Annotated in this window: 14 protein-coding genes; 3 read left to right on the forward strand and 11 right to left on the reverse strand. The window is 36.7% G+C overall.

What is annotated here, in order from left to right; translation table 11 throughout:
• Window positions 1-57: 57 nt before the first annotated feature.
• The 3 genes from D9780_RS11430 to D9780_RS11440 all read right to left on the reverse strand — a co-directional run bounded on the left by D9780_RS11430 (window position 58) and on the right by D9780_RS11440 (window position 3,429).
• Window positions 58-903 carry a DegV family protein gene (locus D9780_RS11430; protein WP_121640162.1) on the reverse strand — a complete coding sequence of 282 codons (846 nt, stop codon included), beginning with the start codon at window positions 901-903 and terminating at the stop codon, window positions 58-60.
• Window positions 904-1,404: 501 nt separating this feature from the next.
• A complete protein-coding gene (locus D9780_RS11435; protein WP_073007650.1) occupies window positions 1,405-2,097 on the reverse strand; it encodes a response regulator in 693 nt (230 codons plus the stop codon).
• Between the two features lie 192 nt (window positions 2,098-2,289).
• Complete coding sequence (locus D9780_RS11440; protein WP_073007653.1) at window positions 2,290-3,429, reverse strand: sensor histidine kinase; 1,140 nt, start codon at window positions 3,427-3,429, stop codon at window positions 2,290-2,292.
• An 839-nt stretch (window positions 3,430-4,268) separates the two neighbouring features.
• On the opposite strand from D9780_RS11440, the gene D9780_RS11445 reads away from it, so the two are divergent.
• Window positions 4,269-4,901 carry a YigZ family protein gene (locus tag D9780_RS11445; RefSeq protein ID WP_073007656.1) on the forward strand — a complete coding sequence of 211 codons (633 nt, stop codon included), beginning with the start codon at window positions 4,269-4,271 and terminating at the stop codon, window positions 4,899-4,901.
• A 175-nt stretch (window positions 4,902-5,076) separates the two neighbouring features.
• Here D9780_RS11445 and nagB read toward each other — a convergent pair whose 3' ends face one another.
• From nagB to D9780_RS21110, 3 genes are all read right to left on the reverse strand, one after another.
• Entirely contained in the window at window positions 5,077-5,802 is a 726-nt protein-coding gene (gene nagB / locus D9780_RS11450; RefSeq protein ID WP_121640163.1) for a glucosamine-6-phosphate deaminase, read from the reverse strand.
• Window positions 5,780-6,985: an N-acetylglucosamine-6-phosphate deacetylase gene (gene nagA / locus D9780_RS11455; RefSeq protein ID WP_121640164.1), complete on the reverse strand. Its 1,206-nt coding sequence runs from the start codon at window positions 6,983-6,985 to the stop codon at window positions 5,780-5,782. The genes nagB and nagA overlap by 23 nt, the downstream gene beginning before the upstream one ends.
• 270 nt (window positions 6,986-7,255) lie before the next feature.
• Window positions 7,256-7,408: a hypothetical protein gene (locus tag D9780_RS21110; RefSeq protein ID WP_162985848.1), complete on the reverse strand. Its 153-nt coding sequence runs from the start codon at window positions 7,406-7,408 to the stop codon at window positions 7,256-7,258.
• Window positions 7,409-8,295: 887 nt separating this feature from the next.
• Here D9780_RS21110 and D9780_RS11460 point away from each other — a divergent pair.
• Together D9780_RS11460 and D9780_RS11465 are read left to right on the forward strand one after the other, a co-directional pair.
• On the forward strand, window positions 8,296-9,243 hold the full coding sequence (locus D9780_RS11460; RefSeq protein WP_342068349.1) for an LCP family glycopolymer transferase: 948 nt from the start codon (window positions 8,296-8,298) through the stop codon (window positions 9,241-9,243).
• Window positions 9,244-9,315: 72 nt separating this feature from the next.
• Entirely contained in the window at window positions 9,316-11,328 is a 2,013-nt protein-coding gene (locus tag D9780_RS11465; protein ID WP_121640165.1) for a penicillin-binding transpeptidase domain-containing protein, read from the forward strand.
• Between the two features lie 86 nt (window positions 11,329-11,414).
• Here D9780_RS11465 and D9780_RS11470 read toward each other — a convergent pair whose 3' ends face one another.
• The 5 genes from D9780_RS11470 to D9780_RS11490 all read right to left on the reverse strand — a co-directional run bounded on the left by D9780_RS11470 (window position 11,415) and on the right by D9780_RS11490 (window position 16,237).
• Window positions 11,415-11,771, reverse strand: a complete 357-nt coding sequence (locus tag D9780_RS11470) for a DUF779 domain-containing protein (RefSeq protein WP_073007665.1) — start codon at window positions 11,769-11,771, stop codon at window positions 11,415-11,417.
• Between the two features lie 156 nt (window positions 11,772-11,927).
• Entirely contained in the window at window positions 11,928-13,451 is a 1,524-nt protein-coding gene (locus tag D9780_RS11475) for an acetaldehyde dehydrogenase ExaC (RefSeq protein ID WP_121640166.1), read from the reverse strand.
• A 294-nt stretch (window positions 13,452-13,745) separates the two neighbouring features.
• On the reverse strand, window positions 13,746-13,928 hold the full coding sequence (locus D9780_RS11480; protein WP_073007670.1) for a cold-shock protein: 183 nt from the start codon (window positions 13,926-13,928) through the stop codon (window positions 13,746-13,748).
• Window positions 13,929-14,300: 372 nt separating this feature from the next.
• Complete coding sequence (locus D9780_RS11485) at window positions 14,301-15,041, reverse strand: Cof-type HAD-IIB family hydrolase (protein WP_073007673.1); 741 nt, start codon at window positions 15,039-15,041, stop codon at window positions 14,301-14,303.
• Window positions 15,042-15,058: 17 nt separating this feature from the next.
• Window positions 15,059-16,237 carry an MDR family MFS transporter gene (locus tag D9780_RS11490; RefSeq protein WP_121640167.1) on the reverse strand — a complete coding sequence of 393 codons (1,179 nt, stop codon included), beginning with the start codon at window positions 16,235-16,237 and terminating at the stop codon, window positions 15,059-15,061.
• Window positions 16,238-16,329 lie beyond the last annotated feature (92 nt).

Genomic DNA, 16,329 nt, shown 5'->3' on the forward strand with positions numbered 1-16,329 from the left:
TTGTAAAGAGGCTTTTTTTACTTAAGAATTTTATACTATCATAGCGTGTAACAAATGCTATTTCTGCTTATACCATGTCACACCCAATGCACCTTCTCCAAGATGTGTGCCAATAACAGGTCCAAAATAACTGATCGTCGTTTCAGCGTCAGGGTATTTTTTTAAAAATCGTTGTTCCAAATCAAGAGCGTCAACTTCATTATTTGCATGAACAAAGGCTACCTTGATTGCCCCACCTTCAGAAGCATCTTTTTCCAGCATATCAAGTATCCGCTGTAGCGCTTTTTTCTTGGTACGAATTTTTTCGTATGGCACGATTATTTTATCTACAAAATGAAGAATTGGCTTTACTTGTAGCACACTACCTAAAATGGCCTGTGCCCCATTAAGACGTCCTCCACGATGTAGATTACTCAAATCGTCTACCATAAAATATCCACGCATCGTTTGCTTCATCTCATCGAATCGACGGATAATTTGCTTAGGCTGTTTTCCTTTTTGCACCATATCTACTGCTTCTAATACATAAAAACCTTGCGCCATACAACTAATTTCCGAATCATATGCATAAACTTCAATTCCGTCTACCATTTCACCAGCACTTACTACCGCCTGATATGTACCACTAATACCACTAGAAAGATGGACGGAAACAACCGCATCATATTCTTTAGCCAAATCCTCTAAAACATTTGTTATATAACCGATCGAAGGCTGTGAAGTTTTTGGCAGTTCGTTCGTTTCCTTTAATTTTTGATAAAACTCTTCCGTTGTAATATCAATTTCTTCCTGAAAAGAAGTATCCGTAAACTGGACACTTAATGGCACCATATGTATATTAAATTTATTCCGTATTTCTTTGGGTATATAGGCCGTGCTGTCTGTCATTACAGCAACTTTCATGCAAACCTTCTCCTCTTTATATAGTCTTTGCTTTTATATACTAGTACAACAATCCTACTATATTCTACATGAAATTAATAAAAAATGCATGTTTTAAATAAAGGAAGTATGCGTATGCCTCAAGTTTTCTAAACATAATTACAACCGCTACATTTCCAGCACTCTATTTATGCACAGTTTTATGCATTTTTAAACCAATAATTATTTCGACATACATGTAAACGGAATATGGCTAGTGGGCGCTACGGAAAAATCCTACACTTTTCGTGTTTTTCTGTACCTAGCTAACGGTATCGCTCTCACTATATACACTGCAGACTCCCTTCATGGGATGGAAAATCTCATAACTACTTCCTATAGTGCAAAAAAAAAGAGGGAGCTGTCAGCAAATGCATTTTATGCATTTTGCGACAGCTCCTTTTTATAGTTTGATTAGCTACAATTTGCCTTGTTGTAAATGGTAGTTTCATTTACGAATAAGTAGAAGCAGTCGAGTGCTTACTAAATCACTTCTACCCACCCTTTACGGATAGCAGCAACAACAGCCTGCGTTCTATCATTTACATTCATTTTTTGTAGAATATTGCTTACATGGTTTTTTACAGTCTTTTCACTAATATAAAGTGTTTCAGCTACAGCTCGATTGCTTTTACCATCTGCCAATAATTGTAATACCTGGCACTCTCTTTTTGTTAGTAAATGGAGTGGTTGCCTATACTCTATACCATTTTCCGCTAATGAAGATAGATTGTCTTTTGCTAGTCTACGATACTCCATCACTAAGTTATGTGTCACTTTTGGATGCAGATAAGAACCGCCATCACTGACAACCTTAATCGCTTCGATCAATGCCTCTGAATCCATTTCTTTCAATAAGTAACCTTGTGCCCCAGTTTTTAGAGCGTGGGTAACATAGCTCTCATCATCATGGATAGATAAAATAATGACGCTTGTATTTGGAAAATAACGGACAAGATCCTTGGTTGCCTGAACTCCATTCATATTTGGCATATTAATATCCATTAACACGACATCTGGATTATTTTCCTTTACAAGTTTGGCAGCCATTGAACCGTCATCACCTTCTGCCACTACTTCAAATGCCGATTCAAAATCCAATATTCTTTTTACGCCTTCACGAAATAATTTATGGTCGTCTATTAAAACAATACGTATTTTTCTTTCCTCAGTCATTATAATAGTTCCTCCTGCATCAAAAATAAATTTCTTTCCCCTGGAATTCCTTATGATAGAATCAAATATTATCTATATCTAGACGTACCTACGATGAATAAGCTTCTTCAAGTTCAGGTTTGTTAATATCTTCATTAGAAAAAAACTTCTGTTTCATATCGGAATTTTAGAGCCTTCTATTTTATTATACCGTTATACAGACGTATAAGGAACCTTTATGTAAATAGTTGTTCCTTTTCCTATACTTGAAGAGATATTCATTTCACCTTCAAGCATCTCCACTCTCTCCCTCATACCAATTAATCCAAATGATTTATCTTTTTTTAAAGAAGGGTCAAACCCTACCCCATTATCTTTAATTACCATCGTTAAATCACTTTTTCCTATGTCCAATTTCACTTGAATTAAAGAAGCTTCTGCGTGTTTTACAGCATTTTGTAAAGCTTCTTGTACTAATCGAAAAACAGCAATTTCATATTTTTGATGCAATCGCTTTTTTTCTCCAAATGCATGAAATTCAATTTTCAAATTATTATAGTCTGCGGTGGTAGAGATATATTTTTTCATGGTAGGAATTAAACCTAAATCATCCAAAGCCATCGGACGGAGGTCATAAATAATTCTTCTTACTTCGTATAAGGAGGTTCGTATCATCTCACGCACACTTTTGATTTCTACCAGCGCTTGATCTACGTCTTGGTTAAGAAAAGTACGCTCTACCAGTTCAGATCGCAATAAAATATTCGCGAGCATTTGTGCCGGTCCATCATGAATTTCCCTGGAAATTTTCCGTCGTTCTTCTTCCTGGGCTTCAATAATTTTTAAGCCAAACTCCTGCTTTTCTTTTGCTTCTTCAAGCATTTCATTTACTTGTTTAAAGTCATCATGTAAATAATTAAGAACCACAGATATTTTACCAGCTAACCCTTCAGCCCGTTCAATGGTTTGTGCAAGAGAAACTAATCTTCTCTCTAAATCATCTCTTTTTTCACGCAGTACACTTTCTTCCTGACGCAACATGGCTAGTTTAGTCTGCATAGCATGTGTCTTTTCATATACTTCTCTTATCTCGGCTTCCGTGTATCTATCGAAATGCTTACTCACTTCAGCTAGTCTCCTACGAGAAAAGCGAACTTTTTGTTCCAAATCGTCACCATCATTAATATGTTGTGCTACCCTTATTTTTGTATCTTGCAACTCTTTCACAAGATGTTCATGCTCTTTTCTTGCTTCTTCACTAATACTAAAAATTTCATCTTTACTATTTTGCACTACTTCAATCATCTCATGAATAATATAATCTAAAACTCGATCGCTAATTCTTTGCGCCATCATTTCCCACCAACCTATGTTATAATTATACGCAAACTGTCCAACTTTTTATAGGGTCTTTTAGCATACATAAGATAGACGTAAAATGCATCTTTGTACTCAATTTATAAATATAACCGAATCTCTATTCCTACTTTTAGTTACTATAAAGTGAAGCTTCAATCCGTGTGGTGTTTCTTTAACCCCCACTGATTTTTTAGATGAACAAAGGCTCGGGGCGCCCGTTTAGCAACGTAGCGACTGGAACGAATTAACTAAAGTTTTAGAAATCACGCTCCTGCAACAGGAGTATGCCGCGTCCTTCAGCAAGCCCGTCTTTAGTCGGCCTTCCTATTTAGAACGGACCGATGATGACGTACCGTAAGGCAATGGACTGAAGTCGCCTAGTTGTTGGATGATGGAGCCGGGCGGGGCCCACTCGTATATTTGGTTATACCATAGCATCAAATTTTACACTTTCTTATCATAGAACAAAGTGGCTGTTATCACCCACTTAGGCTTGGTCAGCTAGCATCTTTTAATGCTTGAAATGGGTGCCTTACAGCACTTTATACCCGGGATAAAAGGACATGTTTATACATTTTTTGTAAAGCCGTTTTTTTCCATAGCCTATAAAAGAAAATCTTGTGAATGAAAGATTCACTTTATGATGTATATCCCTTTTTCTACCTATAAAACCTTTGTTGTAGGTTATATAATTTTATCGTTAATCTGTTTGATTGCAAGTATTAATACTAGAAAACGCGAGAATATACACTGTTTGTTAGCACTATAATCCAACGGTTTACGAAACGAATCTATCTTATTTTAACACGCAAATACCAAGGAGGAAATGGAAATTGCTCGATCGTTATTATACTGTAAAACGAAAAGGACAAGACGAAATTGTAATACAAAAATCTCGGTTTATCGGATATGTTAAAAGAGTTGAAACGGAAGAAGATGCGCAAAAATTCATTCAAGAAATAAAGAAAAAACATCATGATGCAACACACAACTGCTCTGCTTATATAATAGGGGAGCACGACCAAATTCAAAAAGCGAATGATGACGGAGAACCTAGCGGAACAGCAGGAGTGCCTATTCTAGAAGTACTGAAGAAACAAAAATTGAAAGATACTGCAGTTGTTGTCACACGTTATTTTGGAGGTATTAAGCTTGGAGCAGGTGGTCTCATTCGAGCATATGGGAGCACAACTTCACAAGCAATTAAAACAACTGGAGTGGTTAAGCGCCAGCGCATGCAAGGGTATACGGTGACTGCGGATTATGGATTATCTGGTAAATTAGAACATGCTCTACGACAAGCGGAATACATTTTACACAAAACAGAATACACAGATCAAGTCACATACCATGTTTATGTCGAAGTAGGAGCAGAAGCAGATTTTGAAGCTTTTATAGTTGAATTAACCAATGATCAAGCAAGAATAAACAAAACAGATACGACTTACCTTGAAATAGACGTATAAAAGCTGATAATTATCCTTCTTACCATTTCAAGGGAGCTCTTCTTTCAAAAGAGTTCCCTTGAAAATTTTTCTAATTAAGACTCACTTCTTCGGAGATGAACATTACCTTGACTCTTGTTTTATTCCTCTCCAGCTTCAAACATTCGCTTACTACTGCTTCATAGTGAGCCCTTTATTAAAGTAACTTACACGCCGCTTCATCTGCTATAATAATAACATTATTATGCTTTTGCAATATGGAAGCCGGAAATTCTTCACTTACTTCACCATTTACTACTCGTTTCAATGCTCCCGCTTTGCCTTCCCCTGAGACAAGCAATACAATTTGCTCACTCTCCATAATGGTTTCAATTCCCATTGTTATTGCTTGCGTAGGTACTTCATCAAGCGATATAAAAAAACGTGCATTTGCTTGACGCGTAGACTCATCCAGTTGCACAATATGCGTTCTGCTTGTGAACGGAGTTCCTGGTTCATTAAAACCAATATGCCCATTTAAACCTAGACCAAGAATTTGCAAATCTATATTACCTGCCTGTTTAATACGTTTTTCATAATTTATAGCTTCTTCGTTAAGATCAAGTGCATTACCATTTGGCAAGTATGTTTGATGAGCTGGTATACCAATATGTTTAAATAGTTTTTCATTCATATAGTAGTTATAGCTATTAATATCTTCTTTTTCTAAGCCTACATATTCATCAAGATTAAAAGTAACAACATGTTCAAATGATACTTTTTCCGCTTTATATTGGTTAATTAAATACTCATATAAGCCTTCCGGAGTAGATCCTGTTGCCAAACCTAGTACTGGTTTTTCAAGCGCATTTACTTTTTCAATAACCATTTCTCCGACACGTTCACTTAACTCTTCATAATTACGAACCTTCATTAATTCCATTTTCTCTATCTCCTTTAAATGCTATTTTCCCTCTGCAAAATGTATACTTTATATCTAGCTGTTCATCCACAATGAGAACATCGGCATCTTTTCCTGGTGCGATACTACCTTTTCGATCATATATGTTTATTTGTTTGGCAGGATTTACAGCAGTCATTTCAATAATGTTATGCATGGAAGCTTCTGTTAAACGCAACATGTTTTGCGCACCTTCCTGCATCTTTAAAATGCTTCCCGCTAAAGTACCATTTTCTAATACTGCTCTATCTGTAGAAACATGTACGGGCTGTCCACCTAACTCATACTCACCAGCAGGTAAACATTTTGCCCGCATCGCATCTGTAATTAAAAGTAGTCGCTTACTACCAATGTTTTGATAAATAAGTTGCAGCATTTCTGGTACAACATGAATACCATCTGCAATGAGTTCCGCACGTATCTCTTTTAGTTGCATTGCTGCACCAACTGTGCCAATATCACGGTGATGAATACCGTTCATAGCATTACAAAGATGTGTAACTTGCTTAACCCCATGCTTTACAGCTTGTTGCATCATAGAAAAGGTAGCATTCGTATGACCTGCAGACACATTGACCCCATCAGCAGCTAATTTTTTTATAAACGCTCCATTCGAATCAAGCTCTGGAGCCATTGTAATCGTTTTTATTTTGTTTCCAGATAGTTCCTGCCAGCGGTTGAATACGTCTATGTCGGGATCTTTAATGTATTGTAATGGCTGAGCACCCGCTTTTTTCTTTTCAATAAATGGCCCCTCCAAATGCACCCCAACAACTTCTGCTTGACCAATTTTATTGACGTAATCACGTATATTTCTTAAAGCCGCTTCCGTTTGTTCAGGAGACTGTGTAATCGTTGTCGCTAAATAACTAGTCGTCCCCTCTTTGGGAAGCGTTTTACTCATCGTATCTATAGCTGCTTCCGTAGCATCCATCACATCTGAACCATTCGCACCATGAATATGTCCATCAATAAAGCCTGGGATTACAGATAAACCATTTGCATCTATCACTTGTGTTGCTTCAGGTAAACAAGATGGAAAATCACCATGTTGGTGAACAGAACTAATTTTCCCTCCATCTAAAAGCAAACTGCCATCTTTGATGATTGTCGTTTCTGTGAATATAGTAGCGTTTTTAATGAACATAGGCAAAGTTTTATCCATTTCAGGTCGCTTCCTTCCTTTGACGTAAAATATGTATTCTGCATTAAAGCAAAATCACCATTATCTATTAAAAACATCATTTCTTGCATGAAGCACCATAATAACACAACTTGTGTTATCCTTCACATTTTTTATAATCAGTTATCACTTTGCGATTTGCTGACAAATTTTTGCTATCAACATAATTTATACCATAAATTCCTCAAAAATATAATGCTAATAACATATGAAGAAGTAGCATCCCAGATATTGAAATACTACTTCTTAGTTTTAAGATTTAGGTGCCACTGAACTTGTTAACGTAATACTCCTTAATTCTTTAACAAGCATGTTCACCATTTCTTGTGAAGAGTTTATATTTTGATTCTCTGTTTCTTGAATAACCTTTTTTAATAAATTTTTATACTTTTCCTGCTCACCCATTCATTTCCCACCTCTAAACTTCCATTTTGTGTAAATGAATCATTGACATGAAGCTTCAATAATTTTATAATTTTTTACCAAATCACTATAAATTCTACTAAACTTTACACAGTTATACAATGATTTCGCTATTTTTTTCATAATTAGGAATATACATAAAGTTGAATCCTTATTACTTACTTACTTTTAGCGTTGGTTGAAGTAGCTCATTTTGTGTTAAAAATGCAATCCTCCGTCCCGCTCTTATTTTAAAATAAGAAAAACTTGGCCTATTGCTAAAACTGGCGGGGAAATTTTTACGTTTCTTAGTAAAGGTGCGCCAAATATTTTAGGCACTATATTATATGTCACTAAAATAAAATTGGGATTCCCTCTGAATAAAAACAGCGAAGTACAAGTAAAAACGAAGGAGAAGCATGCGCCATAATCTTTGGTGATAGTTCGATTTTCCCGAAAAATTTTTTTATATTATTTCCTTCTGGTACAAAACGAATACTTTATCTACAGGTATATGCACTTGCTTACAAAATTGAAAGGAGAGGAAAAATAGACGAATACGACTAATTTCGATATAATCAAACCGTAATTGGTTTTATAGTTTGCATCTAGACAAATGCAATAAGGTGTAAAATATGAACAAATAACACTAACAGCCTTCTATTATCTTAGAAAAACACTTTCAAATAAGCGCATGTTCAAACTGGCTGTAGTTAAGCCCAAGTTAGATTAAGGTGGCTTTATAATTATCTTTAGAAATACTTTAGTTATCTCTAAATCAATATAGTTTACTTTTTTATAAACGGCACATTTTTTATACTTTATACATTGTTAAAAATTCGTTTCCCCATAAGGAATATAGCTAACTTAACAAGAATAATGATATAGGAGTGAATTTATTGAGTACGAGAATGGAGAAAAGCAAAAAGAAACGGAAATGGCCGCTATGGCTAGGTGGCATCTTCATAGCCATTCTGTTAATTGTAGGAGCAACTATTTTTTACATTTGGAATCAAATTGATAACACAGTTGACACGATGCATAACCCACTTTCACGTGACAATGATCCAGAACGACAAAAAGAACTCGAAGCTATCTTTAAAGATACAAAAGCTGTGAACGTTTTACTGCTCGGAGTCGATGAACGAAGCGGGGATAAAGGAAGATCGGATACGATGATCCTTTTATCGCTTAATCCAAAAACGAATGCAATGAAAATGATAAGTATCCCCCGTGATACATATGTCAACATTCCTGGTAGAGGAAAAGATAAAATTAATCACGCATATGCGTTCGGAGATGTAGAACTATCCGTCCAAACCGTGGAGGAAAACTTTAATATTCCAGTACATTACTATGCCAGTGTCAACATGGAAGGTTTTAAACAAGGGATTGATGCATTAGGTGGAGTGACCGTCACGAATAAGACCGCTTTTTCTCAAGGGGGTTCTAAATTTCCAAAAGGTGACGTGCAATTAAACGGAGAACAAGCATTAGACTACATACGGATGCGAAAAAATGATCCCAGAGGTGACTTAGGTCGTAATGAACGACAGCGCGCAGTAATCATGGCTGCTATTAATAAAGGAGCTAGCTTTTCAAGCATTACTAAGTTTGGAGAAATACTTACCATACTCGGGGATAATGTCAAGACGAATTTGGACATGGATGATATGCAGACGTTATTCAGCAACTATCGAAACACGAGAAATAACATATCCACGATAGAAATGAAAGGGAACGGTCAAATGATTGGTGGGGTTTGGTTTTATGTTGTCCCTGACTCGGAGTTCAGTCGTGTACAGTCTGAGATTAAAACGCATATGGATGCGAAATAGTTTGTAATAAAATAACATGAAAGAACTGTACGTCCATGTTACTTTGCTAATTTAAAATAAAGGGAGGTTACTATGAGAAAATTAATTGTTATCGCAATCATATTGTTAGTAGGAGCTATAACTGCCTGTTCTGACGATAACGCAACACCAAGCGATCGCTTTTCCAATTATATCAATCATTGGAACGAGAAAGAATTCGATAAAATGTATGCCATGTTAAGCAAATCAGCTAAAGAAAATTATCCAACAGAACAATTCGTCGATCGTTATAAAAAAATTTATCAGGATTTAAATGTTTCTGATTTAAAAATTGAAGCAGAACCATTGAGTGATAAAGAAAGTGAAAAAGCGATGAAAGATGGAAAAGTATCCATTCCTTTTTCCGTAAGCATGAAAACAACAGCAGGTCCTATATCTTTTGATTACGAAGCAAATCTAATCAAGCAAGAGGATAAGGATAAAGAAAACTGGTATGTAGATTGGGACACTGGTTTTATTTTCCCAGAAATGAAAGATAGCGGTGAGCTCCGGATTGATTCTACAACACCTGCTCGAGGCGAGATTCGTGATCGCAATGATATGCCTCTTGCGATGAATGATACCATTTATGAAATAGGAATTGTACCTAAGAACCTTGGGGAAGATGCAGAACAAAACAAGAAAAAAATCGCCCAACTACTTGGACTATCTATTGAATCAATTGACGAAAAACTGAATGCCAGTTGGGTAGAGCCAAATTTATTTGTGCCAATAGCAAAAATTACGAAAGAGGATGAAGCGCTCTGGAATGAGCTTGTTGCTATCAATGGTATTACTAGGCAAGAAACGACAGGACGAATCTATCCAGGGGGAGCAGCTACCGGAGCACTCGTCGGTTATATCGGACAAGTAACTGCAGAAGAGTTAAAAAAACAGAAGGAAAATAATTACTCTGCACAAGATACTATTGGTAAAAGAGGATTAGAAAAATTATATGAAAAACAGCTACGCGGCATAAAAGGGAGTACTGTTAAAGTTATAAATGATGGAGAAGAGACGATTCTCACAGAAAAAGAGGCCAAAGATGGCGAGAATGTAAAGCTAACCATCGACATAAATGCGCAGGAGAAAATCTATAACACACTAGATGGCGATAAGTCTACAACCTCTGTCATAGATGCAAAAACAGGGGAAACGCTTGGCTTAGTATCCAGCCCTTCTTTTGATCCAAATGAGATATTATATGGATCAACAGCAAATATTTGGAAAAAACTAGAAGAGGACAAAGAAAATCCACTCTTAAATCGTTTTTCTTCCACCTATGCTCCTGGATCGGTAATTAAACCAATTACTGGGGCAATTGGAATGAAAAATGGAACGATTGATCCAAAAGAGGGGTTAAAAATAAGTGGTCTTACTTGGAGTAACGGAGAAGGCTGGGGAGATTATGAGGTAACACGTGTATCCGAATCAAACGGCCCTGTTGACCTACATGATGCTATCGTTCGATCTGATAATATCTATTTCGCCATGCAAGCTGTCGATATGGGTGCAAAAGCTTACGTTGAAGGACTGAAAGCATTCGGCTTAGGTACGGATTTCCCATTTGAATACCCGATTACAGCATCTTCTATATCCACTTCAGAAAAGCTAGATGATGAAGTGCTACTAGCAAATACAAGCTATGGTCAAGGCGAAGTAGAAATGAGCTCGTTACACCTAGCTACAGCTTATACAGCATTTTTAAATGACGGGAACATGCTAAAACCAACTTTATTAACAAGTGAAGAGAAGGCACAAGTGTGGAAAGATAAATTAATTACACCAAAGCAAGCGGACATAATCAAAGAAGCACTGCGAGATGTTGTTGTAGATGGAACAGCAAAGCGTTCTGCAAAAAATGCTAAATTCCCTGTTTCGGGTAAAACGGGGACGGCTGAGTTAAAATTAACTAGTGATAGTGACGGTCAGGAAAACGGTTGGTTTGTTGGTTATCCTACAGACGATGAAGACATTATTGTTTCTATTATGATTGAAGAAACAAAAGGCAATAGTGGTCTTTCTACAGAAAAGGCAGTAGAAATACTCCATAAAATGAAAGAATAACTGTTAACGTACTTTGACTACCATTCATGAGAAATAGCGCTTGGTATGAAGAAGGATACGCACATGGGAATATGCGTATCCTTTTCTTATTGTTCTAAAGTTAATTGTTCTTGTTCCGTAAAAACTCTAGATCTCGTTAAAAAACGCTTCCCTTCAGGCCCTTCTAGGGAGAACATGCCTCCCCTGCCATTAACTGCATCTATAATAAGCTGTGTATGCTTCCAATATTCATATTGATCCTTTGATATATAAAATGGCACCCCAGCAATACTCCCCAATAACACATCCGCATCACCGACACGAAACTCATGGAGAGGGTAGCACATTGGTGAGCTTCCATCACAGCAGCCTCCAGACTGATGAAACATTAATTCGCCATGTTCACGTTTCAACTTTTCTAACAATTGAAGTGCTTCTTTCGTCGCTGTTACCCGTTCTACCATATGATCCCCCTTTTAACAAAAAGTCTATAGAGCTCTAAAAGCACTCTCCATTTCCCCATCTCCTATTAAAACAATATAGTTTATTGTCGATTTCTTATCGTGAAATTGGTCTTTTTGGCGCATTTGAAGTACAGAACATTTCCACTTTTTATTGCATTAAAATAATCCTGCCGGCCTTTCGCTATAGCTTATTAGCAAGTTTTTCGTTTGCTGATAGTGGCTAAGCATCATTAAATGGTTCTCCCTACCAATACCAGACTTTTTGTATCCGCCAAATGCTGCATGTGCAGGGTATTGATGATAACAATTTGTCCATATGCGACCAGCCTCTATATTTCGACCAAAACGGTAAGCGGTATTCATATTTCTCGTCCAGACCCCTGCACCTAGTCCATACAATGTATCATTTGCAACCGTAAGTGCTTCTTCTTTATCTTTAAAAGTTGTTACTGACAGAACTGGTCCAAATATCTCTTCTTGAAAAATGCGCATTTTATTATTCCCTTTAAAAATAGTTGGCTCCACATAATAGCCATTTTTCAAATCAGGGTCATCAGCTTTTTGTACATTTCCACCAATTAAAACCTCTGCGCCCTCTTGCTTACCTATATTTAAATAAGATTGGATTTTCTCCATTTGTTCTTGAGATGCTTGTGCACCCATCATCGTAGTAGTATCCAATGGATGCCCTAACTTAATTTGTTTGACCCTATCTATAGCACGCTCCATAAATTCATCATATATCGTTTCTTCAATTAATGCTCTAGATGGACATGTACATACTTCTCCTTGATTTAACGCAAACATCGTAAACCCTTCGACTGCTTTTTCTAAAAAACCATCATCCCGATCCATTACATCTGCAAAGAATATGTTTGGAGATTTACCACCAAGCTCCAATGTTACAGGAATGATATTTTCCGACGCATATTGCATAATTAATCGTCCGGTAGTTGTTTCCCCTGTAAAGGCTACTTTTGAAATTCTACTATTTGAAGCTAGCGGTTTACCTGCTTCAACACCAAATCCATTAATCACGTTCACAACACCTGCAGGAATTAAGTCTTTCACTAGATCAAGCCATACATGAATAGAAGCTGGCGTTTGTTCAGCTGGTTTTAAAACAACACAGTTTCCAGCAGCTAGTGCAGGAGCTAATTTCCATGTAGCCATTAATAACGGGAAGTTCCAAGGAATAATTTGTCCTACTACTCCTAAAGGTTCATGGAAATGATAAGCGACCGTATCTTTATCAATTTGACTAACTCCGCCTTCCTGCGCTCGAATCACACCTGCAAAATAACGAAAATGATCGATAGCAAGTGGTATATCTGCAGCTAACGGTTCACGGACTGCCTTTCCATTATCCCAAGTTTCTGCAACAGCTAACTTTTCCATGTTCTCTTCCATTCGGTCAGCGATTTTATGAAGCAACAATGATCTTTCCGTTACTGAGGTTTGACTCCATATCTTTTTCGCCTCATGCGCGGCATCTAATGCAGCTTCTACATCATCCTTTGTCGACCTTGCTATCTGACAAAATACTTCTCCAGTTACCGGACTTGCATTTTCAAAATAATTTCCATTAGCTGGCGGAATGTATTCTCCTCCTATAAAATTATCATATTTTTCCCTAAAATGAACTACAGCATTTTCCGTATTTGGATTAGCATACCTCATCAAACTTTCTCCTCCCTTTTAAGAAAGCGTTTTCAATTAATTGTAATTTTAGTATAACAAATCATTTCGAATAATTGCAAGATTATATCTATTTGTATAGTATGTCTAAGCTTTATCATATCTTGAATGATACGATTCTTATAATATATGAGCGAAGGCCGAGCGCCAGTTTTAGCAACGTAGCGAATCGAACGAATCAATAAAGATAAATTATACATGCAAAAAACCCTTGATTTCTATCAAGGGCTAGTAGCAGTGGTTTATATCTTATAAAGAGATACTTATTGGTTCATGCTACTTAAGTTCAGGAAGAGTCCTTACTTCCTTTTGCATAGTGGACTTACATAACGGACATGTTGGTTCCTCCTCAAAACTATACGACTCCCGCATCCAACCTTGACAGTCGTCACTGGTGCATGACCAAATGTTCGTTTCCACTTCTGGAACCGGTTCTTTTGGTCCACGTGAAAAAGACATGTGAGCATCTCCTTTCTTATACTAACTTCTATTATACGCCTATTGTTGCCAGAAGGAAAGCTACTAAGCATACAACTATCGTTCGGTGCATCCCGTCTATAGGATTTAAAAGGCTATTCTACTTATATTATATGTTAATAAGAAAATATTTATGTATGGAATTACATGTGACAACCGTGCACAAGGCATCTTATTGTCACTTGTGTAATCTAGGTGAAAAATGAAACTTCCCATCACTTCTTGAAGCGATAAACTTACAACACCTTCCATTTGCTATTAGAAAAACGCTGTCATTTTATTATACTATAAATTTTCCTATACGTATAAAAAGGAGAGAAAGATATCTCCCCTTTTGTTTAACGTTCTATATATTTACAGCGCGTGCCGTCTAATAGCTTTGCCAACTCCATCTGCGTTGTTCACATCTGTAATATCATCCGCAGCTTTTTTTACCGCTTCTTGCGCGTTACCCATAGCAACACCTACTCCAGCTTGTTGAATCATTTTTATATCATTCAAACTATCTCCAACCGCCATCACTTCATCCATTGTTATTCCAACCAAGTTACAAACTTTTTCTAAACCTTTGGCCTTATTTACTCCTTCAGGGTTTACCTCTAGGTTTGTTGGTAAAGAATTCGTCATTTCCAGCCCATCTATAAACGATAACTCTTTAATCATTTTTTCTAAAGTGACTGGGTCATGAGACTCACAACCAAATTTCAACCATTTTAGCTCATGAACATTTTCTGGCAACTCATTACGATATACTTGTTCTGTAGTGATCATCCACGTCGTAAGTCCAAGCCCTGCAGCGATATGGTACATCTGTTCAATTTTCTTAGCGTCAAACAAATGTTGCTCGACAAGCTCTTTGTCTTTCGTCCAAATCTCTCCACCATTCACTGTTACGAGATAAGATTGTAATCCTAAAGATTCCGCAAATGGGTAACAAGATTGCAACCAACGTCCAGTACTTAATACAACATGAATTCCTTTATCCATTGCTTCTGAAATTGCTTGACGAGTAAGCGGTGTAATTTCATGATCCTTTGTTAATAGCGTGCCATCCATGTCTAAAGCGATAAGTTTAATATTCTTTGCTTGCTCCATTTTCTAGCCTCCATTTATCAAGTATTTCTAGTGAAAACGAAACCCCGATCATACATACTCGTTGTTATATAAGGAATAATGAGTAGTGCTAATAAAATAAAGAATAACAATTCAATGTTAAACATATCTACAATAACCCCACCTAATAATGGCCCGACCATCCTTCCTGCGGCACCAATACTATTTACTATTCCTTGATAAAAACCTGTCCTTCCTTGTGGGGCTAAATCATTTGCCAAAGTAGGAACGGCAGGCCAAACAAGCATTTCTCCCACTGTTAAGATTACCATAGCTATGGCAAACATGCTAAAGGTTTCTGACCATAAAGCAATCAGAAAAGATATAAGAAAAATGGTATTGCCAACATATATTTGCTTTTTTTGTGAAGTAACCCTTGTGGTAAGCAACTTTATGAGAGGTTGACCTAACACAATAAGAAAGCCATTAATTGCCCATAAAGTACTATATAATTCTAATGGTATTTGTAAATCTTGCGTATAGGAAGCAATAGTGGATTGCCATTGACTATAAGCAATCCAAGTTATTAAAAAGCCGCCACATAAAATAAGTAAGGAGATAAAGGCTGATTTATCTTTCATCTTTCCTTGCTGTTTTAAAACGGTCGTATGCATCTGGCGATCTACAAAAGCGTCCATTGGTTTAAACGTCATGAAAACAATAAGAAAAAAGCTAAAGAACAAAATCGCATTGCTTATAAAAATATAATTAAACGATATACTTGCTACATAGCCACCGACAGTAGCTCCTAATGCAACTCCAAAATTTTGTGCAACATATATGGCATTAAACGCACGTCTTCCTCCTTCTTTCCAAATCGAACCAGCCATCGCAAACATAACAGGCCACGTTATCCCAGAACCAAAACCTATTAGAATAAGCGCAATAGAATAATATACAATGTCATGATGCAATAATACCATAACGGTAGAAGCCATCATTGCTAACCCTGTTCCGTAAAGGATCGTTTTATAAGGGCTGAACTTATCAAACAATATACCGCCTAGTAAGTTACCTGCAATAGATGCACCTTGGTTAAGCATTAAAATAAACCCTGCAAAAGCAAGGCTTTTCCCCAATTCATTGTGCATATATATAGTGTTTAATGGCCATAAGAAAGAAGCACCAGTGACATTTACCGTTGTTGCAATTACGAGTAGCCAAATTTGTTTTGGCATACCTATCACCTTCTATCCTATGATCGTGTCTACGTTATTTTAAATCATTTCGGATAGCGAATCAATAAAGTAGCTCTACATATACTGTTAAA

Origin of the sequence: Virgibacillus sp. Bac330, assembly GCF_003667845.1 — a bacterium.
Lineage (GTDB): Bacteria > Bacillota > Bacilli > Bacillales > Amphibacillaceae > Virgibacillus > Virgibacillus chiguensis.

Coding starts and splice junctions, on each gene's coding strand:
- D9780_RS11430 (WP_121640162.1), bottom strand. CDS start 903: ATGAAAGTTGCTGTAATGACAGACAGCACGGCCTATATACCCAAAGAA.
- D9780_RS11435 (WP_073007650.1), bottom strand. CDS start 2,097: ATGACTGAGGAAAGAAAAATACGTATTGTTTTAATAGACGACCATAAA.
- D9780_RS11440 (WP_073007653.1), bottom strand. CDS start 3,429: ATGGCGCAAAGAATTAGCGATCGAGTTTTAGATTATATTATTCATGAG.
- nagB (WP_121640163.1), bottom strand. CDS start 5,802: ATGGAATTAATGAAGGTTCGTAATTATGAAGAGTTAAGTGAACGTGTC.
- nagA (WP_121640164.1), bottom strand. CDS start 6,985: ATGGATAAAACTTTGCCTATGTTCATTAAAAACGCTACTATATTCACA.
- D9780_RS21110 (WP_162985848.1), bottom strand. CDS start 7,408: ATGGGTGAGCAGGAAAAGTATAAAAATTTATTAAAAAAGGTTATTCAA.
- D9780_RS11465 (WP_121640165.1), top strand. CDS start 9,316: ATGAGAAAATTAATTGTTATCGCAATCATATTGTTAGTAGGAGCTATA.
- D9780_RS11470 (WP_073007665.1), bottom strand. CDS start 11,771: ATGGTAGAACGGGTAACAGCGACGAAAGAAGCACTTCAATTGTTAGAA.
- D9780_RS11475 (WP_121640166.1), bottom strand. CDS start 13,451: ATGAGGTATGCTAATCCAAATACGGAAAATGCTGTAGTTCATTTTAGG.
- D9780_RS11480 (WP_073007670.1), bottom strand. CDS start 13,928: ATGTCTTTTTCACGTGGACCAAAAGAACCGGTTCCAGAAGTGGAAACG.
- D9780_RS11485 (WP_073007673.1), bottom strand. CDS start 15,041: ATGGAGCAAGCAAAGAATATTAAACTTATCGCTTTAGACATGGATGGC.
- D9780_RS11490 (WP_121640167.1), bottom strand. CDS start 16,237: ATGCCAAAACAAATTTGGCTACTCGTAATTGCAACAACGGTAAATGTC.